Origin of the sequence: Citrobacter sp. A316 (genome assembly GCF_002042945.1) — a bacterium.
In the GTDB taxonomy this organism is placed as follows: Bacteria; Pseudomonadota; Gammaproteobacteria; order Enterobacterales; family Enterobacteriaceae; genus Citrobacter; species Citrobacter portucalensis.
In genome coordinates, this window is sequence record NZ_MVFZ01000016.1 from 75,894 (window position 1) to 100,967 (window position 25,074).

General features: G+C 53.3%; 26 protein-coding genes and 1 pseudogene. 3 read left to right on the top strand and 24 right to left on the bottom strand.

What is annotated here, in order from left to right:
- Positions 1–58: 58 nt before the first annotated feature.
- On the bottom strand, positions 59–715 hold the full coding sequence (locus tag BZK41_RS18845) for an FCD domain-containing protein (protein WP_079939146.1): 657 nt from the start codon (positions 713–715) through the stop codon (positions 59–61).
- Positions 716–859: 144 nt separating this feature from the next.
- Between BZK41_RS18845 and BZK41_RS18850 the strand changes: the two genes are divergently transcribed.
- Positions 860–2,176: an anaerobic C4-dicarboxylate transporter family protein gene (locus BZK41_RS18850; protein ID WP_043017138.1), complete on the top strand. Its 1,317-nt coding sequence runs from the start codon at positions 860–862 to the stop codon at positions 2,174–2,176.
- Between the two features lie 124 nt (positions 2,177–2,300).
- On the opposite strand, the gene BZK41_RS18855 is transcribed toward BZK41_RS18850, so the two are convergent.
- The 6 genes from BZK41_RS18855 to BZK41_RS18880 all read right to left on the bottom strand — a co-directional run bounded on the left by BZK41_RS18855 (position 2,301) and on the right by BZK41_RS18880 (position 8,000).
- Positions 2,301–3,617: an anaerobic C4-dicarboxylate transporter family protein gene (locus BZK41_RS18855; RefSeq protein WP_079939147.1), complete on the bottom strand. Its 1,317-nt coding sequence runs from the start codon at positions 3,615–3,617 to the stop codon at positions 2,301–2,303.
- 62 nt (positions 3,618–3,679) lie between these two features.
- Positions 3,680–5,056 carry an argininosuccinate lyase gene (gene argH, locus BZK41_RS18860; protein ID WP_079939148.1) on the bottom strand — a complete coding sequence of 459 codons (1,377 nt, stop codon included), beginning with the start codon at positions 5,054–5,056 and terminating at the stop codon, positions 3,680–3,682.
- Positions 5,057–5,510: 454 nt separating this feature from the next.
- Positions 5,511–6,410 carry a porphyrinogen peroxidase gene (gene yfeX / locus BZK41_RS18865; protein ID WP_079939149.1) on the bottom strand — a complete coding sequence of 300 codons (900 nt, stop codon included), beginning with the start codon at positions 6,408–6,410 and terminating at the stop codon, positions 5,511–5,513.
- A 93-nt stretch (positions 6,411–6,503) separates the two neighbouring features.
- On the bottom strand, positions 6,504–7,079 hold the full coding sequence (locus tag BZK41_RS18870) for an RpoE-regulated lipoprotein (RefSeq protein WP_079939150.1): 576 nt from the start codon (positions 7,077–7,079) through the stop codon (positions 6,504–6,506).
- A gap of 59 nt (positions 7,080–7,138) precedes the next feature.
- Positions 7,139–7,588, bottom strand: a complete 450-nt coding sequence (locus BZK41_RS18875) for a DUF2919 domain-containing protein (protein WP_003835027.1) — start codon at positions 7,586–7,588, stop codon at positions 7,139–7,141.
- A complete protein-coding gene (locus tag BZK41_RS18880; protein ID WP_003038048.1) occupies positions 7,575–8,000 on the bottom strand; it encodes a GNAT family acetyltransferase in 426 nt (141 codons plus the stop codon). The genes BZK41_RS18875 and BZK41_RS18880 overlap by 14 nt, the downstream gene beginning before the upstream one ends.
- 212 nt (positions 8,001–8,212) lie before the next feature.
- On the opposite strand from BZK41_RS18880, the gene amiA reads away from it, so the two are divergent.
- Both amiA and hemF read left to right on the top strand, forming a co-directional pair.
- Positions 8,213–9,082, top strand: coding sequence for an N-acetylmuramoyl-L-alanine amidase AmiA (amiA, locus tag BZK41_RS18885; protein WP_003038046.1), 870 nt, complete (start codon positions 8,213–8,215; stop codon positions 9,080–9,082).
- Between the two features lie 2 nt (positions 9,083–9,084).
- On the top strand, positions 9,085–9,984 hold the full coding sequence (hemF, locus tag BZK41_RS18890) for an oxygen-dependent coproporphyrinogen oxidase (RefSeq protein ID WP_079939151.1): 900 nt from the start codon (positions 9,085–9,087) through the stop codon (positions 9,982–9,984).
- A 96-nt stretch (positions 9,985–10,080) separates the two neighbouring features.
- Here the strand turns inward: hemF and eutR are convergent, their stop codons facing one another.
- The 17 genes and pseudogenes from eutR to eutS all read right to left on the bottom strand — a co-directional run bounded on the left by eutR (position 10,081) and on the right by eutS (position 25,074).
- Positions 10,081–11,133 (bottom strand): HTH-type transcriptional regulator EutR, encoded by a 1,053-nt coding sequence (gene eutR, locus BZK41_RS18895; RefSeq protein WP_079939152.1) that lies wholly within the window; start codon positions 11,131–11,133, stop codon positions 10,081–10,083.
- A gap of 48 nt (positions 11,134–11,181) precedes the next feature.
- The gene (gene eutK / locus BZK41_RS18900) at positions 11,182–11,712 is read right to left on the bottom strand and encodes an ethanolamine utilization microcompartment protein EutK (RefSeq protein ID WP_079939153.1); all 531 of its coding nucleotides are present in this window, start codon (positions 11,710–11,712) and stop codon (positions 11,182–11,184) included.
- A gap of 11 nt (positions 11,713–11,723) precedes the next feature.
- Entirely contained in the window at positions 11,724–12,383 is a 660-nt protein-coding gene (eutL, locus tag BZK41_RS18905) for an ethanolamine utilization microcompartment protein EutL (protein ID WP_003838537.1), read from the bottom strand.
- Between the two features lie 9 nt (positions 12,384–12,392).
- Positions 12,393–13,289 carry an ethanolamine ammonia-lyase subunit EutC gene (gene eutC, locus BZK41_RS18910; RefSeq protein WP_008785418.1) on the bottom strand — a complete coding sequence of 299 codons (897 nt, stop codon included), beginning with the start codon at positions 13,287–13,289 and terminating at the stop codon, positions 12,393–12,395.
- Between the two features lie 20 nt (positions 13,290–13,309).
- Positions 13,310–14,671, bottom strand: coding sequence for an ethanolamine ammonia-lyase subunit alpha (gene eutB, locus BZK41_RS18915; protein WP_003038029.1), 1,362 nt, complete (start codon positions 14,669–14,671; stop codon positions 13,310–13,312).
- Positions 14,672–14,682: 11 nt separating this feature from the next.
- Complete coding sequence (gene eutA / locus BZK41_RS18920; protein ID WP_079939154.1) at positions 14,683–16,086, bottom strand: ethanolamine ammonia-lyase reactivating factor EutA; 1,404 nt, start codon at positions 16,084–16,086, stop codon at positions 14,683–14,685.
- Positions 16,083–17,315 (bottom strand): ethanolamine utilization protein EutH, encoded by a 1,233-nt coding sequence (eutH, locus tag BZK41_RS18925; RefSeq protein WP_003835043.1) that lies wholly within the window; start codon positions 17,313–17,315, stop codon positions 16,083–16,085. Before eutH ends, eutA begins: the two co-directional genes overlap by 4 nt.
- Before the next feature lie 119 nt (positions 17,316–17,434).
- A complete protein-coding gene (gene eutG / locus BZK41_RS18930) occupies positions 17,435–18,622 on the bottom strand; it encodes an ethanolamine utilization ethanol dehydrogenase EutG (RefSeq protein WP_079939155.1) in 1,188 nt (395 codons plus the stop codon).
- The gene (gene eutJ / locus BZK41_RS18935) at positions 18,612–19,451 is read right to left on the bottom strand and encodes an ethanolamine utilization protein EutJ (protein ID WP_079939156.1); all 840 of its coding nucleotides are present in this window, start codon (positions 19,449–19,451) and stop codon (positions 18,612–18,614) included. The genes eutG and eutJ overlap by 11 nt, the downstream gene beginning before the upstream one ends.
- 12 nt (positions 19,452–19,463) lie before the next feature.
- Positions 19,464–20,867, bottom strand: coding sequence for an aldehyde dehydrogenase family protein (locus BZK41_RS18940; protein ID WP_079939157.1), 1,404 nt, complete (start codon positions 20,865–20,867; stop codon positions 19,464–19,466).
- 11 nt (positions 20,868–20,878) lie between these two features.
- Positions 20,879–21,166 (bottom strand): ethanolamine utilization microcompartment protein EutN, encoded by a 288-nt coding sequence (gene eutN, locus BZK41_RS18945; RefSeq protein ID WP_003038011.1) that lies wholly within the window; start codon positions 21,164–21,166, stop codon positions 20,879–20,881.
- A gap of 114 nt (positions 21,167–21,280) precedes the next feature.
- Positions 21,281–21,574 carry an ethanolamine utilization microcompartment protein EutM gene (gene eutM / locus BZK41_RS18950; RefSeq protein WP_003835054.1) on the bottom strand — a complete coding sequence of 98 codons (294 nt, stop codon included), beginning with the start codon at positions 21,572–21,574 and terminating at the stop codon, positions 21,281–21,283.
- A 182-nt stretch (positions 21,575–21,756) separates the two neighbouring features.
- Positions 21,757–22,752: pseudogene (gene pta / locus BZK41_RS18955) on the bottom strand (phosphate acetyltransferase); the annotation flags it as partial.
- A complete protein-coding gene (gene eutT / locus BZK41_RS18960) occupies positions 22,749–23,552 on the bottom strand; it encodes an ethanolamine utilization cob(I)yrinic acid a,c-diamide adenosyltransferase EutT (RefSeq protein ID WP_079939158.1) in 804 nt (267 codons plus the stop codon). The pseudogene pta and the gene eutT, both read right to left, overlap by 4 nt.
- Before the next feature lie 9 nt (positions 23,553–23,561).
- Positions 23,562–24,269 (bottom strand): ethanolamine utilization acetate kinase EutQ, encoded by a 708-nt coding sequence (eutQ, locus tag BZK41_RS18965; RefSeq protein ID WP_079939159.1) that lies wholly within the window; start codon positions 24,267–24,269, stop codon positions 23,562–23,564.
- A complete protein-coding gene (eutP, locus tag BZK41_RS18970; protein ID WP_003037998.1) occupies positions 24,247–24,726 on the bottom strand; it encodes an ethanolamine utilization acetate kinase EutP in 480 nt (159 codons plus the stop codon). Before eutP ends, eutQ begins: the two co-directional genes overlap by 23 nt.
- A 12-nt stretch (positions 24,727–24,738) precedes the next feature.
- A complete protein-coding gene (eutS, locus tag BZK41_RS18975; RefSeq protein WP_003037995.1) occupies positions 24,739–25,074 on the bottom strand; it encodes an ethanolamine utilization microcompartment protein EutS in 336 nt (111 codons plus the stop codon).

The window sequence follows — 25,074 nt, forward strand, 5'->3', positions numbered from 1 at the left end:
ATCCCCGACGATGCGGGGACTCAACAGCAAACATGCTCTGACTACGTTAACAGAAGACTTACAGCCGTTTTTCCAGCAAATGAGCTCTCATCAACTCCGATGCCATCTGCGCATCCCCTTTTTTAATATGAAGCAGTATTTCCCTCTGTTTTGTCGCCGTATCAAGGAAATACTGACGATCGTTCGCAGGTAACGACGCCCTTGTTTTCTCAAAATAAGTAATCAGGACATCGGAGAAAACCTGCAGCACTCGATTGCCACTCGCCTGTAGCAAGAGCAAATGAAAATCTCTATCGTGACGATCGGCCACCAGGGGGTTATCCGCATTTTCTTCAATAAGCCTTAGCTCATTTTCAAGTTTGGAGAGCATAGCCGGGAAAATTCTACGCGTTGCCAGAGGGATAATCGCACACTCAATCAGGATCCTTGCCTCTGTAAATTCCGTGATATCAAACCCGGACAAATCAAACTGCATTAACAACTGGTGATTTATGTTGTGCTGTTCCAAATTTTTCAAGACGCTACCACGACGGGGAGAGCGTTCAAGCATTCCCATCTGTACCAGCGTGCTGAGCGCCTGACGAACTTTATATCTTGATGTATTAAAACGAACGGCAAGTTCAGTTTCAGTTTCAATGCGACCATCAGCATTGCGGTTAGCATCATCAAGCAGATAATTTTTAATGCTTTCAAACAGTTCGTTTTTGTTATCCATAAACACTCTCTGATTAAAGTGCTGTAAAAATCATGAGTATAAATAATCTAATAAGTTAGATTGATTAATATACTGTTATGGTAAGATTATAGCCCCTATTATTCAAATTATATCAGGTCATTTGTTAATAAAAAGGAATTAATTATGGTGTTATTCGTAACTCAGTTTGCGATAGTACTTATATGTATCGGTATAGGTGGGCGTTTTGGCGGGATTGGCCTCGGGGCTGCTGGCGGGTTAGGACTCGCTATCCTGACTTTTGGTTTTGGACTCCCACCCGACTCGCCTCCTATTACTGTTATTTCTATTATCCTCGCGGTGATCACATGCATCACAATCCTCCAGGCGGCCGGTGGACTTGATTTATTCGTTACGATGGCAGAACGAATCCTCAGAAAGTGGCCGGGCGCTATTACTTTTCTCGGCCCAGCAGTCGCTTACCTTTTTACTGCTATCTGCGGAACAGGGTATGTTGCCTTTTCCGTTTATCCAGTAATTGCTGAAATTGCAGCAGATGCCAGGGTACGGCCAGAGAGGGCCATGTCTATGTCAGTAATCGCTGCCAATTTTGGCCTCATTGCCAGCCCTGTCAGTGCGGTCGTTACAGGGACAATTGCTGTCCTCGCTGGATTACATGTCTCTGCGTTAGATATCTTGTTGGTCACCGTTCCCGGAACGTTTCTGGGCTGTATTGTTGGCTGCCTGTTCGTCTTTAAAAGAGGTCATGAGCTTAAAAATGATCCAGAATTCCAACGCAGGGTTGCTGAAGGTGAGTTTGAATCAGTAAAAGCTGAAGAGCGAACAGCCAATATCGTGACAAAAGAGGCAAAGAGAGGATTGCTGATTTTCCTTACCGGTATCATTCTGGTCGTACTTATGGGTTCAATTCCTGAATTACGTCCTCAGTGGAATAACGGTAGCGGAATGGAGCGTATGAGTATCCCAACCACGCTGCAAATAGTTATGCTGACAACAGCATGTATTATTATGATGGTGTGCCGAATTTCTCCGTCAAAACTCGATTCAGGTTCAGTTTTTAAAGCAGGTCTTGTAGGTGTCGTCGCCATATTTGGTCTGTCATGGATGATGAACTCCTTTTTTGAGGCATGGCACGAATTATTTAACACTGCCTTCCACGGTTTTCAGAATCCAGTATTGTTTGGCATTATTGTTTTTGGCCTTTCCGCCGTAATTTATAGCCCAGCAGCGACGGCTGTAGCGCTACTCCCCGCTGGGGTGTTAATGGGATATCCGGCAGAGACCCTGGTCGCCCTGCTCCCGCTTACTTGCGGATCGTTCATTATTCCTGGAGGGGCACAGATCGGCTGTGTGGCGTTTGATCGAACCGGAACAACTCGAATTGGCAAGTATGTGGTTAATCACAGCTACATGCTACCAGGCCTTGTTACCGTTGTAGCATCAACCCTTTTTTGCTTCCTTTTTTCCAGAATGCTGATGTAGCACGAGAGAGCAAATTAATTGTGGTAATACCTTTTCTTCATAGCATCCTCCCTGAACGAGCTCAGAGAGGATGCCCATTACTCACTTTTGAATATCGCCATCGCTATTTTCTAAAGAATGTACTTTACAGAACAACCTGAGCAATCAGATAAGCAAAAATGACCTGAGAGATAACCATGACAAATCCCGGGCGAATATAGCTATGGTTGACAACAAAGCGTCCAATCTTTGTGGTACCTGTTCGGTCAAATGCAACACAACCGATCTGATTTGCTCCCGGGATAATGAAGTCACCACAGGTACAGGCAAAAATAGCGATAAGAAACGGAGCTGGTATACCTAAGGTAACACCTAGTGGCATGATGGCAGCTACCGTCGCCGCGGGGCTCATAATGACCAGAGAGAACAAAAAGACAACTACACCAAAAAGCATTGGAGCGCCATTTACAATGCCACCAAAGACCTTAATCAGTTCAGGCTGGTAGGCATCAAAAAATGTCGCCGTCATCCATGAAACACCAAGAATGGCTACCACCCCCATCAAACCAGCACGAAAGACGGAACCACTGTTCAAGCTACTACTTGGTACTTTACTGACGATCATAATAAACAAAGCTGCTGTCAACATGATCATTTGGATAACCATTGGGGTTGACAGTCTTTTTCCATCCCAGGAAGGGAGTAACCCAGTAAAAGAACCTAAAATAAGCACCAGTACTACGCCAATGGCAAAGATCACAACGCCTTTTTTAGCGCCAGCCGACGCAACGAATTCTTTTTTCTGCTCAGTATGCATGAACTCATATTCGCCAGCGGCAACTCTCCTCTGAAATTCCGGATCATCCTCTAGCTCTTTTCCGCGTTTATAAACTGAAAAGCTGGTAACAATGGCAGCCAAAAAGAATGAAGGGAGAGCAATTGTCAGTATTTGCCCAAGAGTAATCCCAGCATATTCATGCAGGATAGCCAGCATCCCCGCGGTTGCGGCACTCATCGGACTGGCTGCAACCGCGACACTGGCCGCAATAACTGTTGCGGATAACGCTCGCTCCGGACGGACCTTTGCTTCAGCAGCAACCTCAGCGACAACCGGATACAAAGAGAAAGCAACGTAAGTAGTGCCACAGAATAGTGTAAATATGGAAGTTAATATTGGGGCAACAAAAGTAATAGCCTGTGGTTTTTTACGCAGTAATTTTTCAGCCACACGCACAAGATAATCAAGTCCACCAGCGGCTTGTAATACGCTGACAGCGCCAATTACACAAATAATAATTAACATTGCAGTAATGGATGGTGTGGAGGGCTTAAGCCCAAAACCCAGAACTAATATTGCAACGCCAAGCCCTCCACCAGCACCAAGCCCCATTCCGCCATAACGCCCGCCTATACCAATACAGGCGAGTACAATAAATAATTGTATAAAAAATAAAGCATCCATTTTTCACCTCTAAGCATCTCCCGGATATTGCATCCGGGAGATATTAATTATTATGCTCAGGATTAGTTTAAATATGATTTAGCAACTTCGATCTGTTTTTTAACAGCGTCAGTGCCAGTTCCACCATAAGACATTCTTGATTTAATACAGGCCTCGAGAGATATACTCTCATAAATATCATTATCAATTTTATCATCAAATGAGTGGAATTCATCCAGAGTAAGTTCTTCCAACATTTTTCTATGTTTTATACAGTAATTAACGGCACTGCCAACAATATGGTGAGCTTCCCTGAAAGGGATTCCTTTACGAACCAGGTAGTCAGCCATATCGGTCGCATTTGAGAATCCTCTTGCCGCAGCGCTGCGAGTATTCTCTGAGAGAATAACCATTTTTTCGAGCATCGGTGCCATAATTTTCAGACTGGTCTGTAAGGTATCCATCGAGTCATAGACCTGCTCTTTATCCTCACTCATATCAGTATTATAGGCGAGAGGGATGCCTTTCATAATGGTCAGCATCGCCATTAGATTTCCGTACATACGACCACCTTTACCACGCATTTTTTCGGCTACGTCGGGGTTTTTCTTCTGTGGCATGATGCTGGAACCGGTGCAGAAATCATCTGAAAGCTCAATAAATTTAAAATCCTGACTTGAGAATAAAACCAGTTCTTCAGACAAACGGGTAAGATGCATAAAGCACATAGCAGCTGCAGCAGTGAATTCAACCATATGGTCACGATCGCTGACAGAATCAATACTATTTTCAGTCGGCTTATCAAAACCAAGCTCTTGAGCCGTGAAATCACGATCAATGGGGAAAGTAGTGCCAGCAAGGGCTGCTGAACCTAAAGGGCATTCCCCCATGCGTTGATAAAGGTCTTCAAAACGAGTCCAGTCACGGCGTAACATCCAATAATATGCCATTATCCAGTGCGACAGAAGAATGGGCTGCCCGGTCTGTAAATGTGTATAGCCGGGCATAATCGCATTAATGTTATTTTCAGCTTTGCTGATAATCACTTTTTGCAGATAAATAATATCCTGCTGAATTTCTCGAATAGTTGATCTCATATGCATTTTAGAATCAACAGTCGTCTGGTCATTACGGCTTCGACCTGTATGTAACTTCCCACCAACAGGACCGATTATTTCTGTCATACGTCTCTCAATCGCCATATGAATATCTTCATCAACGGTATCAAAAACGAACTGCCCTTCCTTAATTTCTTTATCTACTTGCCTTAAGCCACCAATAATCTTATTCGCTTCATCCTGCGTGATAATTCCCTGACGGCCCAACATAGTGGCATGGGCAATACTTCCCTGAATATCGAAAGGGCAGAGACGCTGTTCCAACATAATTGTTGCGTTATAGGATTCGACCAGTTTATTTGTAGGCATATCAAAGCGCCCACCCCATAATTTTGTAGACATAAAACCTCCAGGGAGTTTTGTTGCAAAATAGTTAAATAAAAATTCCGTTATTTTTCGGTCATTTTCAGATTACAAGACTGTCATTTTAATTGTCAACAAATGAAGCCATTAAATCAATTTATACAGGGATTAATTACACTTATTAATCGTTTTATTTTTTATAAATTGCACGAAAAAACCAGATCTTTATCACATTTAAACCATGGTTTAATTCAGATATATTCAGAATTTTTAAAGTAATAAAGTGGAATTAATAGCTTATTGATTCTAAATAATTGCAATTAATACTGTTGTTATACAAATAAACTGGCAGGGTAATAGCACTGAGCTTGGGGAGAGATATCCAGGATGAGCGTCAATGCGGGTGCATTATCGGCATGGCAGGCGCTGTGTGGTTTGGGGGGGATAGCTATTTTGTGCCAGATGGCGGCGTCAGGCCATCTGGCACAAAAAATTACAGTGCCAGCAAACGGTCCAGCGATGGGGCAAAGTAATAGCCGCCAGTTACCGGTTTGGTGAAGCGCAGCATCGCGTCGCGCTTACCGTCGGTGTCACCAAACATGCTCAGCAACTGTTGTTCAATGTTGTGCAGACGGGCGCAGTAGGCGCAGAAATAGAGACCATGCGTGCCGCTGGCAGTACCGTATGGCAGGCTCTGGCGCACAATTTTCAGCCCTTTACCGTCTTCTTTGAGGTCAACACGGCTCAGGTGAGAGGTGACCGGACGGTCATCACCGTCGATCTCTTCGTTGGCTTCCTTGGTGCGACCAATCATCATTTCCTGGTCATGGATGCTCATGCGATTAAGCTGCTTCAGGTTATGTTCCCAACGCTGCACAAACACATAGCTGCCACCGGCATCTACACCATCTTTGATAACGGCAACTTCACGGCGCGTCTCTTCACCTGCCGGGTTTTCCGTACCGTCAACAAAGCCGCTGAGATCGCGCTCTTCGACCCAACGGAAACCGTGGATTTCTTCTTTGACTTCAATACAGTCGCCAAATGCTTCCATTGCCGCCTGCGCAACGGAGAAATTCACGTCATGACGCAAAGAGAGAATATGGATCAACACGTCATATTGGGTTGCTGGTGCCAGACCTTTACCGTAAGGGATAAAGTCTTTTAACTCTTCAGCGCCAACGCCGCCGCTCAATGCACGCCAGGTGGTGTTGCCAAAAGCGACAACCGCGCCCAGATGCGCATCCGGGAACTTAGCTTCAAAGGTCGCCAGCTTATCGGCGAAGGTTTTGCTGGCCGCACGCAGGGCCTCAACGTCGCCTTTAACATTGGCTTCAATCCAAATCGCCGCACGGCAATGTTCTGGCAAAATGCCACTCTGAACCTGAGACATTGTTCCTCCTGAAAAAAAGATGCCACGACATCGTGGCATTGATGGGCGCTATTCTACCTGTTTTTTTAACAAGCCGATTTGTTCAGACGCAAATTAACGCCGCCAGATAATTTTGCTTACTTTCCACGCTTTCAGCGTGTCGTCAGACGGCATTATGTCCTCAGGCCCGCTCCATTCGCCGGAAAAAATATAGCTAATATGTTGACTTCCCTCAGCTTTACACTCAACGCCCGCACTATCATCGCCGGTTGCTTTTTGGCAATTACCGAAAGCTTTAGTGTAAAGGTCGCTAAACGGTGTACCGATTTCGACACCCGCGGCTGACGAAATATCGTGGTCTAATACATCAATACGATTGATGGTTCCCTGGCTGCCATTGATGACTATCGCCAGCTTGTCGTCTTTCATCGCTTCATAGAAGCGCACCACATTACCGTTATCGGTCTTCATTCCGCTACGCAGGCGGTAATCACCGTCCAGCGCATCAGCAATGGCTTTCTCATCCAGCGGCGTAGCGCTCGTTAACGCTCCGACGCCCTGCTCTGTGACCTGCGTTGAAGAACCAAACCAGTTCCACGGATTGGCGGCAGACCAGTTCACCGAGGACAACGTTGAACACCCGGCCAGTAGCAGCGGCATCGCGCATAAAGTCAAACGCAGTGATTTCATTTCACTTCCTTCCTTATTTATCAACGTTGCTTGGAGTCCGGTTTCCCCAAAAAGTGCCGTTATTCTTTCTCAAGGGAAAAACAGGCGCGCAGACGTTGATTGGTTAACAGCCAGATCAGCGCGACGATATCCGCCACCAGCAGCGCCAGCCCGACGCCGTTGAGCGGATCGCCTGCCAGCCACATCACCGGCTGCCAGCACAGCAGCACCAGTTGAGCGAGAATCAATAATCCGCGCAGCCAGCGCCAAATCACCGGAAACGCAAAGCGTCGCCCGCTGAGTAAAAACGCCAACACGGCGGGAACGCCGGGGAGCAACCCCAGCCAGAATGCGTCATGATCGGGATAAAACAGATTCAGCAAGGTGTTGCCCTGCTCACGGGAAGAACCGGCAATCACAAACAAAACCCAGGTGCGTGCCTGCAATAGCAGTACGCACCAGAAGAGAAAAGGCAGGCGCAGACGCCCATGACCGTCATAGTCGGCCGGATGAAACTCAGTACTCTTCATCTTCGATCAAACGTTTGCCCAGATTGAGTACATCCGCATGTTCATAGCCCAGACGTTCATACATGCCCTGTACAACGTCATTATCGTCACGCACCATGATTTGAATCTTCGGACAACCGCGGGCAATGAGCTTTTTCTCCAGCCGGTTGAGCAGCGCATTGGCAATACCGCGACCGCGAAACTCAGGATGCACGCCGAGGTAATAGGCGGAACCGCGATGCCCGTCGTATCCACCCATCACCGTACCGACCACCTCACCGTTCACTTCAGCGACGAGGAACAAGCTGACGTCATGATTGACTTTACGTTCGATGTCCATTTCAGGGTCGTTCCATGGACGCAGCAAATCACAACGCTCCCAGAGGGTGATCACCTCTTCGAAATCTTCCTGGCGAAAAACGCGTATTTCCATGGTATTGGGTACCTTTTCAGGACGTTAAAAAGCGATTATGGCGCGAACGGCTGATTTAGCCAATATCTGACGCGAAGCGGCGGAAAAAATGGCATAATACGGAATTGTCACGTATTGAAATGAAAAGTAAAACAATTCTTATCTCGATCCGTCGCAACGGACTACGCGATACGATATAACGTTTAGAACCTTTTTTTTACAACTCAGGCCGTATGAGCACTTTTAAACCACTAAAAACACTCACATCGCGCCGCCAGGTGCTGAAAGCCGGGCTGGCCGCCCTGACGCTGTCAGGCATGTCGCAAGCCATCGCTAAAGAAGAAGCGCTAAAGACCAGTAATGGACACAGCAAACCGAAAGCGAAAAAATCCGGCGCTAAGCGCGTTGTTGTCCTTGATCCGGGGCACGGAGGGATTGATACCGGCGCAATTGGTCGCAACGGGTCGAAAGAAAAGCACGTGGTGCTGGCAATTGCCAAAAACGTGCGCTCGATCCTTCGTAACCAGGGGATTGATGCACGCCTGACCCGCTCCGGCGATACGTTTATTCCGCTCTACGATCGCGTCGAGATCGCCCACAAACATGGTGCCGACCTGTTCATGTCGATCCACGCCGACGGTTTTACCAATCCGAGCGCTGCGGGTGCTTCGGTCTTTGCCTTATCCAATCGCGGCGCCAGTAGCGCCATGGCGAAATATCTGTCCGATCGTGAAAACCGGGCCGATGAAGTCGCCGGGAAGAAGGCCACCGACAAAGATCATTTGTTGCAGCAGGTGCTGTTCGATCTGGTGCAAACTGACACCATAAAAAACAGCCTGACGTTAGGCTCGCATATTCTTAAGAAGATCAAGCCGGTACACCGTCTGCACAGCCGCAGCACGGAACAGGCCGCCTTCGTGGTGCTAAAATCACCATCAATTCCGTCAGTACTGGTCGAAACCTCGTTCATCACCAACCCGGAAGAAGAACGATTACTGGGTACGGCAGCGTTTCGTCAGAAAATCGCCACCGCGATTGCCAATGGCATCATCAGCTATTTCCACTGGTTTGATAACCAGAAAGCCCACTCGAAGAAACGTTAACCATGAAGCCCGATGCACAGCGTGTAAAACAGTTCCTGCTCAGCCTGCAGGATGAGATTTGTCAGCAGTTATCCACCGTAGACGGCAGCGAATTTGTTGAGGATAACTGGCAGCGTGAAGCGGGCGGCGGCGGGCGCAGTCGGGTATTGCGTAACGGCGGTATTTTCGAGCAAGCAGGCGTCAACTTCTCCCACGTCCACGGCGATGCAATGCCGGCCTCGGCTACCGCGCATCGCCCGGAGCTTGCCGGACGCAGTTTTGAAGCAATGGGCGTCTCGCTGGTGGTGCATCCACAGAATCCCTACATTCCAACCAGCCATGCCAACGTACGGTTTTTTATCGCGGAAAAACCGGGGGCCGATCCCGTGTGGTGGTTTGGCGGCGGCTTTGACTTAACGCCCTACTACGGCTTTGATGAGGATGCGGTTCACTGGCATCGCACGGCGCGTGATCTGTGCCAGCCGTTTGGCGACGAGGTTTATCCACGTTACAAAAAGTGGTGCGATGACTACTTCTTCCTCAAGCACCGCAACGAGCAGCGCGGCATTGGCGGGCTGTTTTTCGATGATTTGAATACCCCTGATTTCGACCACTGCTTCGCCTTTATGCAGGCAGTAGGTCAAGGTTACACCGAGGCGTATCTGCCCATCGTCGAACGCCGAAAAATGATGAGCTGGGGCGAGCGCGAGCGTAATTTCCAGCTTTATCGTCGTGGGCGCTATGTGGAATTTAATCTGGTGTGGGATCGCGGCACGTTGTTCGGTTTGCAAACCGGCGGGCGCACGGAATCGATTCTGATGTCGATGCCGCCGCTGGTACGCTGGGAGTATGACTGGCAGCCGGAAGCGAACAGCCCGGAAGCTGCCCTTAGCGAATTTATTCAGGTCCGCGACTGGGTGTAATTGCCTGGTGGCGCTACGCTTATCAGGCATACAGCAACGGCAAAACCCGTAGGCCGGATATAACGCGTTAGCGCCGCATCCGGCACAATAATCTCATCATGCCCACTGGCGCATACGCTGATGCAGCGTCAACGACGGTTTCTCCGCAAACAGCTGCTGGTAGTCGGTGGCAAACTGCCCTAAATGCCAGAATCCCCACTGCATGGCGGCGTCTTTCACCGTCGCACTCTGCGACCACGGGCTTATCAACTCACGACGCACGGCGTTCAGGCGAATACGTTTCAGCCAGGCATTCGGACCGATACCGAGGATCGCGTGAAAGGCGTTTTGCAACGTCCGGCGGCTAACGTGCAGCTGATTGCATAAGTCGAGCACGGTCAGCGGCTCTGACATATTTTCCAGCACATATTCGCGCGCACGCGACAGCAAGCGACGATAGCTCTGATGGCTGATGCTCTCCGCAGTCATAATCGGCTGCGCTTCTTCCAGCATGGTGCCCATCGCCAGCAGCAGATTATCGCCTAAGACCTTACGTACCGCAGGTTGATGGAGGTTTTCCGGGTTTTCGCTAAACGTCGCCAGCGCCTGCTGCACAAAGCCCCATAGCGCGGCTTTATGTTGTTCTTTAACTTCCAGCGCCGACTGATTGCGCAGCATATGCAACACCCTTTCCGGGTTATGCAGGAAATTGGCCTGACGGGCAATGGCCTCTTCCGAAATGACGACACCCAAAATGGTGTAGTCATCCGGTGTACTCAGTTCAAACTCTGTCCCGCCTGGGCGGGTGGCAATTTCAGCGCTACCCAAACACTGGGTACCAATAAATCCCTGCTCGCCGCGCGTGGCCGGAATGCCAAACCAAAATGAGTTTGGCCAGACAAGGCACGACTGACGCAGCGCCAGTCCGGTGTATTCACGGAACACCTGAATATCGTCGAGCAGGATTTCCGTGAACTCGCCATGAAATTTCCCCGGATGCAGCTGGTCGTAGATCTGCTGCCAGGCAGTTATCGTCAGAGCATGCTCATACACATCCGTTGTTCGCCGCTGGTGAACGTTATCCACCTCCACTTTCGGCGTCAGTTTAACGTCTTCGGGTAATGCTTCATGATAAAGATGGTGCAGGTTTGCAGTACGTTTCTTTTTCATGATCTTTTAAGCCGGAAGCTTCAACGAAGCCCCCGGCCCTCCGACAGGTTAATTTTTTAAGCGATAGCGACTACTGCGTTTACGCAACGCTCCGTCAGAAAAGAGCTGTTCCAGCGCCTTTCTGGCTTCATCAAGTGACCAGCCAAAGTGGGCGGCCACTTCCCCTGCCGTCATTCCTTGACGGACCGATGCTAACAGCGTCAGAAGTTGGGCAGAGGATTCAGACGTCACTGGGGCGTCTTGCGTCTTCTCTGGTTTCACTTCTGTTTTCGCTTCTGGCTTCTGTTCAGATTTCTTCGGCTGGCGTTTAAAACCGCCGATCAGCCACTGGGTGTCATCGTCCGGCCGGCCTATTTCCTTACGGCTGATAACACGGCCCGTACGCGCTGCGGCTGCACTGCCAGCATCCAGCGCTGCGCGGCATGCCGCCAGATCGCCTTCCACCACCAGCGTCAGCCGACCAGGATCGAGCACTTCGTGGCTAAGCAGGCGCACGTTCGCGGCTTTCAGCATGGCATCCGCCGCGTCCACGGCAGCCACCATGCCATCCACTTCCAGTAATCCCAGTGCATTGATCATCACTACCTCTCTTACGCGCGCTGGATTGGATTACGGGCAATATCCAGAACGGCATCGGCAAAGGCGTTACATGCGGCTTTACAAGCAGCCTGGCTACCGGTCAAAAACGCTGCTGAATAGTTGGTTTCTGACGGCGGTGGTACATAGGTCACCAGTTGTACATCGGCAGATTTCAGCGCGGCATCAATACCAAATGTCGCTTCCAGCGGCGGCGCCACCAGATACGCCATCGGATCGCCTAGTCGGCATCCCGCGGTCGCGGAAAGATACGAACCGGTACGCGAAACCACATGCGCCAGGAAGGCGGTATCTTCTGCGTCATTCGCCCACTGGAATGCCGCCCCGCTTTCAATATTGGCCACCATCGCGTCCAGACCTGCGCGAACTTCAGCTGGGTTTGGTCCACCGAGCATAATCAGCACTTCGCCCGAGGTTGGAGAGGGACTGTGCGCCGCACCGGCATACAGCGAGCGGCCATAAACCACTTCGACCATTGCCTGTTTTGTCGCTTCGTCTGCGGCAATATACGCCACGTCATCAGAATCTGCTGTGATGAGTCCGAGGCTACGTATATGTGGCGGTAATTTAAGTTCGCGGGCAAAACCGTCATTTACCGAGGCAATCACACGCATCGCGGTGACTGAAGGTCTAATTAAATCTAATGCTGGCATGATGCCTCCTTAACGGGTCATATTGATGCCGGATGCTTTTTGCTCCAGCATGCGCTTGGCCAAATCCACAATCACCGCCGCCGCTTCAACCGGTGGCGTACCGCCCTGGTGAATGTTCGAGATACAGGTACGGTCAGCCTCAACGGTGGTCGCCACACGCGGCGAATAGACGGCGTAGCAAGAAAGACTTTCCGACTGACCGAGGCCCGGACGTTCACCAACCAGCAGGATCACCGCTTTCGCACCCAGCAGTTCGCCGATCTGATCTTCAATTTTCACGCGCCCATAGCGAACAAAGAACGGCGTCCCGACCTTCAATCCAGCCTGTTTTAAGCCCGACAACAGCGGCGGCAGGATCTCTTCGTAGTTAGCGGTAATCGCGTCGGTAGACAGGCCGTCAGAAATAATCACCTGCACATCCGGATTCATTACACACTGTGATTTCAGTGCTTCAATGGCTTCCGCACTCAGACGACGCCCCATGTCCGGACGCGTCAGATACAGGTTTTTGTCGCTGATTTCCGAACGCACTTCCAGCAGCCCTTGAGCTTTCACCCACTCTTCCGGCACTTCTTTCAATACCGTATCTTTCGAACGCGAGTGGTCAGCCAGGAAACGCAGCAGCGCCTGGGTACGCGGACGTGGACCAGCACGACCGGTACATACACGCGCAGCGGTGCTACGGCGCAGTTCGGTCAATACCTCTGCGCGGTGCGGATTCTCAACGCCAATCCACGCTTTGGCTTCGGCTGAGCCTAAGTCCATCGCACAGCTTTCACCGGTCGGCGCGGCGCACTGCGTGGTACTGCATTTTGCTGGTGCTGACGGTTCTTGAGCCTGCGGTTGAGACTCACCCATTGACGCCATTACGCTGCGTACAATTTCTTCAATCTGTTTTTGATCCATCGTGTGTCATCCCCGCGTCATCAGAAGAACAGTGACGGATCGCCCGCCCGTTTGGTCAGGCGACCGTTTGCCATAATGCCCATGGTTTCCAGCCAGCGTTCAAACTCCGGCGACGGACGCAGGTTCAGCAGCTGACGCACGGTCGCGGTGTCGTGGAAGGCGGTAGTCTGATAGTTGAGCATGATGTCGTCACCGAGCGGCATGCCCATGATGTAATTGCAGCCAGCGGTGGCGAGCAGAATCATCAGGTTTTCGTTAAGGTTCTGGTCAGCATCAGCATGGTTGGTGTAGCAGCAGTCGCAGCCCATTGAGATGCCGCTCAGCTTGCCCATGAAGTGATCTTCCAGACCGGCACGAATAATCTGACGGTCGTTGTAGAGATACTCCGGCCCGATAAAGCCCACCACGGTGTTCACCAGGAACGGATCGTAGTGGCGCGCCAGCCCGTAGTTACGCGCTTCCATCGTCACCTGATCGGCACCGAAGTTCGCGCCCGCGGAAAGCGCAGACCCTTGCCCGGTTTCGAAGTACAGGCAGTTTTCCCCGGCGATACGGTTGAACTCCGCGCCCACTGCGCGCGCTTCATCCAGCATGGCCAGCTCAACGCCAAACTCTTTTAAGCCTTTCTCGCTGCCGCAGATACTCTGGAAAATCAGCCCGCCCGGCGCACCGCGACGAATCGCTTCGATCTGGGTAGTCACGTGTGCCAGTACGCAGCCCTGGGTCGGGATGTTGAATTTGTCGATGACGCCGTACACGGTATCCAGTACGCGGCTTAAGTTTTCCACGTCATCCGTTACCGGGTTTACACCAATCACCGCATCGCCCGCCCCGAAGGACAACCCTTCGTAGATTTGTGCGGCAATACTCTGCACGTCATCACGGGTGTCGTTCGGCTGCAAACGGCAGCTAAAGGTGCCCGGCAGACCGATGGTGGTATTGGCCTTTTTGATCACCGGCATTTTCTTACCGCCGTAGATCAGGTCCGCGTTGGAGCAAATTTTTGCTACCGCGGCGACCACTTCCGACGTTAGCCCTTTACGCGTAAACGCAATGTCATCCACGGAGGTTTCATCGCTCAACACGTACTCACGCAGCTCGCTGATGCTCCAGTTTTTGATGCGGTTATAGGCCGTTTCGTTGACGTCATCCTGAATCAGACGCGTTACACAGTCCTCTTCATAGGAAATCACCGGGTTATTGCGGATATCCGCCACCGTCATTTCCGACAGTACCTGCTTGGCCGCCACGCGTTCCTGCGAACTGGTTGCGGCCACTCCTGCCAGCACATCCCCCGAACGCAGTTCGTTGGCTTTTGCCAGCACCTCTTTAACATCCTTAAACTGATAAACATTGCCGAACAATGTGGTCTTTAGTTTCATAAGTCGTTCCCTCAGGAAGGAAATGCGAGTGATTTCACCGTCACCGGCACAACCGATCCGCCAAAAAGAGGCGTACCAATGTCGATATAGTCCCCCGCCCGGACAACCACCTCATCGATGACTGCCAGCGGGTGTTGCTGTAACTGTGGGCGTAACAGCATGCCCAGGGCCTTACCAAAATCCTGCTCGGCTACCACCAGCAGGGGATGCGGATTCGGATAGCGCGCGACGAAGGCCAGCAGCGCATCAATCACCGTTAACAGCGCGGCGTAGCGCACCGGCAGTGAACCGGGCAGCGCCAGAACGTAAGCGTCTGTTTGCGGGTCCAGATCGAGCTGCATTAGCGCCTGTTGCCAGGCGGCCACCAAATCAGCCTCATCAACCGGAATCGCCACCGGCAGATTGCGCAGCGGAAGCGCCACACCTTCCAGCCAGATGGTGCTGCCCGAAAGCGACAGCGTATGCGCACCGGCGCCAATCACCGTGGCGCGCACGGTTTGCGCCGGGAACTGCACGTTCATCTCACGCAGGCGCGGATGTTCATGCAGAGCCGTCGCTAACAGCGGGCCAATGTCGGAAAAACAGAACGGATCGGCTGGTTGGTTGCGGTAGCACTCGCCCACCCCGCCGGACAACGTAATCACTTCCGGTTTCACGCCCGCCGGTAACAGGCCGGTTTGCATCAGCGCCTGTGCCAGCGGTGATAACGTGCCGTCGATCACCTCCACAATCAGCGCCGCCATCCGTCGGGCTACCTGAACAAGCTGCGCCGCATTGAGAGTTCGGGCATCAGTGCCCGGACCAAATACGTCATCAACAATCATCTGCCCCGGCTGATGCGCATGCACTACTCGCCCCTGGCCGTCCGTTTCCAGCAGTCGTCCGCCGACGTTGAGGCAAGCCGAACCGCTGACCTTTCCGGCATCGAACAGAACGTAGTTCGACGTACCGCCACCGATGTCGATATTCAGTACGCGGCACAACTTCTGCTCGGACAGGGTTTGTGCCCCCGCGCCGTGACCGGCAATCACCGATTCCAGATGCGGACCGGCGCTGGCAACCACGAAGTCCCCCAGAGACTGAGAGAGCGCCATCACCGCCGGACGCGCATTACGGGTTTTGGCACTTTCTCCGGTGATGATGATCGCGCCGGAATCGACAGTCTCAGGCGCAATACCCGCCGCCTGATACTGGGCGAGGATTAGCGCCTTAAGTTCGGCCTCTTTTAACCCGCCCTTCTTATCAACGGGGGTAAAGAACACCGGGCTTTGCCAGCTAATTTCGCGTTTGATGAATTCGTAGCGCGGCACCTGCGACACTGCCGCACGGTTGACCAGCTCAAGGCGCGAGAAAATGACCTGAGTGGTGGTGGTGCCGATATCGATACCGACGCTCAGTAGCTGGCGAGTATTCACGATTGCGCCTCCGGGTTGGTTTCTACTTCAGCTGGCACATCTTCATCTTTCGGTACCAACAGCATAGCCACACCAATCGCCGTCACACCGCCAATCAGCTTGCCGACAATCATCGGGAAGATCATCGCGTTCATGTTGGCGGCGGCGAAGCCTAAGTGGTCACCCAATGCAAAGGCCGCGGAGACCGCAAAGGCGCAGTTGATCACTTTGCCGCGGGTATCCATGTTCTTCATCATGCCGAACATTGGGATGTTGTTCGCCAGCGTCGCGACCATACCAGCAGCCGCAATATTATTGATTTTTAACAGGTTACCGACGCTCATCAGTGGTTTTTCAAACCAGCGAGTCAGCAGCAACACCATTGGGTACGCGCCGAGCAGTACGCAGGAAATAGAACCGATAACTTCGATGGCGCGCATCACTTCACCCGGCTTGTCGCCCGGAGCCATGAAGATAGGATCAAGACCTGGGATCAGCTCCCAGCCGAGCAGGAATTTAACCACCGCTGCTGCCAGGCCGATGGTGATCAGCGCCACCAGGAATTTCGCGAAGATCTGGAAGCCGTTGATCATTTTTTCCGGGATGAATTTCAGTCCCAGCGCCACCAGCACAGCCACGATCAACACCGGGATCATATTCATCAGGATCAGCGCGAAGGTGAATTCCACCGGCTGTCCGTTGATTTCGACGCCGGAGTACATCGCAATCAAACCGCCCGCAATACAACCAATCGGAATGGTGACGATACCCGCCAGCACGCCCAGCGCCAGATAACGGCGGTCAGACGGTTCAATAATCCCCAGTGCAACCGGAATGGAGAAGACCAGCGTCGGCCCCATCATCGCCCCGAGGATCAGGCCAGAGTACAGCCACGCCGCAACGTCGCCGCCCGCCAGTTCTTTCGCCAGGAAGAAGCCGCCCATATCGCACGCCAGCAGCGTTCCGGCAAACATCGACGGGTTCGCGCCCAACATTTCATACAGCGGAATAATCACTGGCCCGAGCACATGCGCCAGTACCGGCGCCAGCGCGGTCATACCAACCATCGCCAGGCCCAGTGCGCCCATCGCCATAAAGCCTTCTTCAAACTGGCCGCCCGATCCCTCAATACTCTTACCGAACTTACCGAGGAAGCGTGCCGAACCGCCGAACTGCGACAGGATCCTGTCCACGGCGGCAATCAGCATAAAGAACATCATGATGTACATGATGATTTCGTTAATTCCCATAGCCCCTACTCCCTGTCATTTGTGATTTGTAGGCCGGATAAGACGTTTACGTCGCCTCCGGCATTAACGCCGTGTTATTGCCGGATGGCGGTGCGAGCACCTTATCCGGCCTACAGGCATTACCCGGCAGCCGCGTACAGGTCGATGATCTGTGCCTGCGTGGCGGTCCGTGGGTTACTGCGAATACAAATATCCTCCAGCGCGGCGTGAGCCCATGCGCTGTAATGCTCGGGCTTTGCCCCAACGTCAGAGAGTCGTTTGGTCTGGCCCACTTCGCTAATCAACTCACCGACCGCGTTGATGGCATCGCGATCGTCCGATTTCTTGTTGGTTAACGCCCGTCCGATATGGCTGAAGCGCTCACGACACACCATACGGTTGAAACCCATTACCGTAGGAAGCAGCATGGCGTTAGCCTGTCCGTGCGGGATGTGCAACGTCGCCCCCGGCTGGTGCGCCATCGCGTGGCACAGGCCCAGCCCTGCGCTGGAAAACGCCATCCCGGCCATACAGGAAGCCAGCAGCATGCTTTCGCGCGCCGCCAGATCCTGACCGTAGCCGACGGCCTTCGGCAGCGATTTACCGATCATCGCAATCGCGCCAATCGCCAGGCTGTCGGTAAACGGCGTCGCGTTCAGCGCGCTATACGCTTCAACGGCGTGCGTCAGTGCATCAATCCCGGTCATCGCCGTTACGTGTGCAGGCACACCTTCCGTCAATGCGGCGTCAAGGATCGCCACATCCGGCATCAAGGTTGCGTGGGCCAGCACTTTTTTGAGTCCGGTCGCGGCGTCGATAATCACCGTGACGTTCGTGGTTTCTGAGCCCGTTCCGGCGGTAGTCGGTACGGCAATCAGCGGCAGACGCGGGCGTAACGCGCTGTGCTCGTCCATGTCAGCCAGCGTCTGGGTGGGATTCGTCACCAGCAACGCCACTGCCTTGGCGGCATCCAGTACGGAGCCACCGCCGAAGGCCACAACGCCATCACACTTCGATTCACGCAGTTGCGCGACTGCCGCGCAGACGTCCGTAATGCACGGCTCGCCTACCGGACATGGCCACAGCGTCATTGCCACACCTTTCATCGCCAGGCTGCGCTCCAGTGCGGCGGTCATCCCCGCCTGATGCAGAAAGCTGTCAACCATGACGAACATATGCGTCAGTCCGCGCGTTTGTGCTTCCTGTCCGCAGGTACTGAGCGCTCCCAGTCCACATAACGTAACCGGGGGAACGCTAAACGTTTTTACGCGTTGCAGATTCAGGGTATCGAATGCCTGAAAGAGCGCGGTCTGCAATTCAGGTTGCATAGATTCCTTCCGCTTTTTCTTTTCCGCTATTTGCAATCGCCAGCGGAGTCATAAACAGGCTGTGCTGGGGTAAATGCACCTGCAGTTCCGGGAAACGCTTACGGAACAGTTCATCAACGCCCGGCTGCATACAGGAACCACCGGCCAGCCACAAATCAGCGACATCCTGTCCGGCAATATGGTGCGCCACGATTTCCGCCATCTTTTCGTAGACAGGCTTCACCACCGGCCAGATTTCTTTGCCGTTGCTGCGTTTGTACTGCTCGGCTTCTTCCAACTGGATACGACGGTTCCCGGCCAGCGTCAGAGAGATATGGTGCCCACCGGTTGCTTCATCGGCGGAGTAGGTCACCTTGCCCTGTTTAACAATCGCAATCCCGGTAGTGCCACCGCCAATATCCACCACGCCCGCGTTATCGAGCTGCAACAGATCCGCCACCGCAGTTGGTTCGTCGAGCACCTGGCTCACTTCAAGCCCGGCAGACTCCAGCACGTTAATAGAGATGCGTGGGTCAGTTCCCGGCGGAAATGAGGTTGCCGCATGGGTAAAGCGGCAACCCAGCTGTTGTTCGAGCGTATCGAGATGGCGACGAACGATGGTCACCGCACCAAAGAAATCCCAGACGATGCCATCGCGCACGACATCGGCCCAGTCCAGGCAAACCGCGACCGGCTGTCCGTCACTGTCCACAACCATCGACACCACATCACACGTTCCCAAATCAATGCCCAACCACAGCGGTGATTCGCTCTTTGCGGGCGTCTGGTTACATAGCGTTGCCGCTTTTAGCAGTCTGGGTGTCAACCAACGTTGTTCGTCGTGCGCCATCTCATTTACTCCTTATACAATTCTGAAGGCGTCTACCAACACACAGCGACGCAGACGCACAAACGTACGCGCACTGGTCACCCCTTCCCCGGTTGGTGTGGTAATGGTCATCGTGGTCCAGCCTTCACCGCCCAGCCCAAGACCGGCAATGCACGGTCCGTTTTTAACGAAGATGCTGGTATCAATGGCGTTTGCCATACGGTTCATGTTGTCGATATTGCGTGAGTGCATCGCCGCCGTATGGTGGCAGCCGCCTTCAAGCTTGACCGCCAGTTCAATGGCTTCATCGACGTTGGTAACCCGTACGACCGGCAGCACCGGCATCATCAGTTCGGTAACGGCAAACGGATGCGTCGCGGAGGTTTCGACGAACAACAGACGGGTTTGCTCCGGTACGTTCAGACCAATCACCGCAGCGATTTTTCCGGCATCACGTCCGACCCAGTCACGACTGACTGTGCCTTTACCGCGCTCATCGATATTTTTCAGCAGCACCGGCTGCAGCTGTTCGGCCTGAGCCGCGGTCAGTTTCACCGCATGCTGGCTTTCCATCAGACGCATCAGTTCATCGGCGACGCTATCGACCACGATCAGCACTTTTTCGTCGGCGCAGATGATGTTGTTGTCAAACGATGCACCTTTGACTATCGACTGCGCCGCGCGTGCTAGGTCAGCCGTTTCATCAACCACCACTGGCGGATTACCCGCACCAGCGGCAATCAGACGTTTGTTGGTGTGCTTACGCGCGGCGTCCACTACGGCCTCACCGCCGGTCACCACCAGCAGGCCGATACCTGGGTACTTGAACAGACGCTGGGCAGTCTCGATATCCGGGTTGGCAACCGTTACCAACAGGTTTGCCGGACCGCCTGCGGCAACTACCGCCTGGTTAAGCAGAGTGATAGCGCGCTGAGAAACTTTTTTCGCCGCCGGATGCGGTGCGAAGACCACGCTGTTACCAGCGGCAATCAGGCTAATGGCGTTGTTAATGACGGTCGCGGCCGGGTTGGTGGATGGGGTTACTGAGGCCACCACGCCCCACGGCGCGTTTTCAATCAGCGTCAGACCGTTATCACCGGTCAGAACCTGTGGAGACAGGCATTCCACCCCCGGCGTGCCGCGCGCCTGCGCCACGTTTTTGGCAAATTTATCTTCGACGCGTCCCATGCCGGTTTCAGTGACGGCAAGTTCCGCTAATTCTCTGGCGTGCTTTTCGCCCGCCTCACGTAGAGCCGTGATAGCCAGTTGGCGCATGGCGACGCTTTTCAGCCCCTGCTGGGCCAGTTTTGCTGCCGCCACTGCGTCATCCAGGGAGGCAAAAACGCCCATTTCTTGAACGGCACTGACGGGTTGGCTGCTGTCTTTCATTTTCAGCAGTACCGCTTTCACGACCTGTTCAATATCCTGTTGATTCATGATTTTCTGCCTTATTTATGGAAGATCACCTGACCACCTGCCACCACTTCATCGACAATGCCAATCACGCACAGATCGACAGGCGATGATTCATTCCGGTGCGCCTGACGGGCGGAGCTTCCGCTGACCAGCAGCACCCACTCTCCGGTTCCCGCCCCGATGCTGTCGATAGCAACAGCACATTGCCCGTCGGGATTTCCCTGGGCGTCAATCATTTCCACCATCAGCAACTTGTCGTGCGCGAGCCCCTGATGGCGTACGGTACAAACAATTTGTCCTGTAACGATTGCCAGTTTCATACGCGCCTCCGTGGCATATTTCAGGTAAAACCTCCCCCTACCCTCCGCAGAAGGTAATGTGAAAAGGAGAGAGGGTGACGCCAGCAATGAAGTCTGTGGCGTCACATGGACGACTTACATGTCGTTGCTGTCGCCTTTAAAGCTGATCGGGAACACTTCTTCCAGATCGCCGTGCGGACGTGGGATCACGTGTACGGAAACCAGCTCGCCAATACGCTGTGCAGCCGCAGCACCTGCGTCCGTTGCAGCTTTACATGCCGCTACGTCGCCACGAACCATGGCAGTGACCAGACCGCCGCCGATCTGCTTCACGCCAACCAGTTTCACGCGTGCCGCTTTAACCATTGCGTCAGAAGCCTCAATCAGTGCAACCAGGCCCCGGGTTTCAATCATTCCTAATGCTTCCATTGTGTTTTCCTCTCATTAAGGGGTCCAGAACGGGACCTATACATACACTTCATCCTTCACACCGCCTCTTTGTTGGCTGCGTTTGCTCACCTCAGTCACTTACTTAAGTAAGCTCCTGAGGTTCCCGCACTTGCCGCCTCGACGCTGCGCGAATGATTTTGTGTATTAACCAGTGTGTGCGAGGCGTTTTCACGACTCACGTCAGTCTGGCGCGGCACTGCTGCCACCAACGCCAGTTCGATAATTTCCTGTACGCTACAGCCACGAGAGAGGTCGTGAAGCGGTGCGGCAAGCCCTTGAATCAACGGACCTACTGCGCGATACCCTCCCAGACGCTGAGCGATTTTGTAGCCAATATTGCCGGCCTCCAGCGATGGGAAGACCATCACATTGGCATTGCCCTTTAACGGACTGGCGGGCGCTTTTTGCGCAGCAACATCCGGAACAAAGGCGGCATCAAATTGCAGTTCTCCGTCCACGGTAAGCTGCGGGGCACGCTCACGAACGATCTCGGTCGCCTGCTGCACGTTAGCGACGTTAGGATGGCGAGCACTGCCATTACTTGAAAACGACAGCATGGCCACGCGCGGCTCTTCACCAGTGATCGCCTGCCATGTCTGTGCGCTGGCAATCGCAATATCCGCCAACTGTGCGGCGGTGGGCTGCGGCACGACGCTGCAATCGGCAAACCCTAATGACGGCCCAAGGTACTGCGGCAGCATCAGGAAAATTGACGACAGCGTTTTACAGCCAGGCTGTAGCCCGATAATGCGTAATCCGGCACGCAGCACGTTCGCTGTTGATGAGAGATTGCCCGCAATGCAGACGTCAGCTTTACCCGCGCTGACCATTGCCGCGGCGAACATCAGCGGATCGTTGAGTTTTTCCAGCGCATCCGCAGGCGTTTTATCTCCCGCGCGGACCAGCCAGCGCAGCGCAAACTCTTCGCGCATTGGCTGATTGCTTTGCGGATCGATAACCTGAATGCCATCCATTGCCACCCGGTGACTGAGGGCAAACTGGCGCAGCGCAAACGGACTGGCGACGAGAATGGGATGTGCCAGACCGTGCTGGTGCAGGTAATTCGCCGCCTTCAGCACCCGGACATCCAGCGCATCCGGGAACACCACCCGTGCCGGTGAGCGTTGGGCGAGTTGACGAGCACGTTCAATGATCATTGCTTCTCCCCCAGTCGCTGTTGAATTTGGTTAACCGTCAGCGGATGCTTCGCAACGCTCAGAATCATCATCACGTAGACCGTACTGGAAAGGCGGTTGAGCGCCTGCATAATGTCCGGTCGCATAACCTCAAAACTGCGAGTGATGAACACCTGGGCCGCCACCGTCTCCGTTTCACGGACTTTGGTACGCAGCAGATTAAGCAGTGCGCAATCACGTCCATGACTGGCTTCAGGCACCAGATGGTCGTGGTCCAGATAGCGCAGCGGTTGATGCGAAAGACGGTGTAAATCTTCGTCACTTAAACCCACGACAGCTTGTGCTGCCAGCGGCTCATCCATGGCGTCAGCGCGCATAGTATTGCCCAGGCGCGAGCGGATATCCGCCAGCCACGGCTGCCATGGTTCTGCCATCTCAATCTGCAACCACACGGCCAGGGCGATGGTGCTGTCCAGCGCGGCGCGAAATCCCAGCCGAGGGTCACTTTTGGCGACCATCTTGTCCGCCGTCAGATGCGTCAGGGTGTCTGGTTTCTTCGCCACCGGTTGATGGCACAGTTCGCAGCTGGCCTGTGGATGCGTATCACTGCTGGTTAATCCATGCACCGGCTGCGGCTGCTGTTCTTCGTCATCAATAAACAGGCTGCCCTGCTCGTCAATAAACTTAATACGCAGATGTCGGCTTTCCAGTAATTCCCGGGCAGACGGCGTCAGGCGAGCGTCAGCGGGGAGATGAATTTCAGCCCCTTCGCTGAGCGTATGATTCGCTCTGAGCCATGCTTCGGTAATGAAATCCTTCATACATCCGCCTTAGCAGGACTGCCAGTTCGCAGGCCAGGCCACATACAGAAATTTCACCGTCGATGGCGTACCAAATTCGATGCTGGAACCTTTCGGGATAAACATTACATCCCCGGCTTTTGCAATCATGGTTTCGCCTTCGTGGCGAACGTGCAGCTCGCCTTCCAGAATCATGTCGATTTCGTCGTAGTTCAGCGTCCATGGGAAAAAGGCGTTATCCCACTGCATGAACCCGGCGGCCATACTGCTACCGTCCTGGTCGGTCACCAGATCGGTTAAGCCCACACAGTGCGGCTGCGCGCCGTCAAAACGACCAAACTTCACGCTGCTGCCATCGATGACTTTGACGCCGCCTTTGCCGGTCACCGAGTTAAAGCTCGGCTGCATTCCGCCCTGCTCCAGCGACTGCTTCTCCTTCATAACTTTGTCCATCAGTTGGGCGACCAGGCTTTCGGTAAACTGCCCTTCGGGTAACTGCGCAATGATGGTTTCGCGAATACGCTGGCTTTCCGTTTTGCCATCATCCACCGCAGCCGGAGCGGCGGCGGCTGCGGCGTTTGGCGCGGATTCATCGCATTCACTGATGGTAACGCCCAGCAGCTCCGCAACTTCGCGCGCCTCCGGGGTGATGATGCTGGCGCGCAGAACAACCGACATTTCCTGTTCGCCGCGTGCGTGGGCCGCACGAATATCGTTAGCTGTGATGAGTTTTTTCACCTGCCCTTTCCTCCTTTTGGCTGAGCTCAGTCAGATAATCCACCAGGTGCTGCACGCTGCGCGGGTCATGGCTATTGAGCTCAAAAATCGGCTCCTGAAACCCCATCCCACGAAGTAGTTGTCGCGTTGCGGCGACGTCGGCATCCGGCATGTCCGTTTTACTGATAACGGCGATTTGTCGTTTACTGGCGCCGATATCCAACAGCCCGGCAGGTAAGCGACTTTCTTTATCATTTGCCGCGTGTATATAAATCAACGTATCGACATCCTGCAGCGTGGTAATTAAGGCGTGATACCAGCGCGGATGGCTAAAATATTCCCCTGGCGTATCGATATCGCCATTTTCATTAAACTCCACGGCCTGTGTTTTTCTGGCGAGGGAATAATTCCCCTGTAGCGCATTAAAGAGCGTTGTTTTCCCCGCCCCCACCGTACCGACAAACGCAATACGTTTCATCGCCGCCTCTGATTAACTTTTTGTCAGGTTACACAAAGTGAAATTTAATAATCGACCCAGACCGCTTACCGTCTGTAATAACGCTTCTTCTACTGCGCCTACCGAGCCGTAGATCACCAGTGCGCCGCTGAATCTATCGAGAAAGCCGATATGTACATCCGCCGCCTTCATGGCTAAGTCACCGGCAATCATCGCGGTTTCGCCTGGCGTCAGCGTCATGATGCCGATAGCGCCCGCTTCGGGAACGCCGATCTTTTTCGCTAATTCCTCGCCGGGGTGCGCAATGAGATGCGCCAGCGTGACCTGTTTCCCCGGCACAAATTCCTGAATAATGCGTTCTTTTTCCAT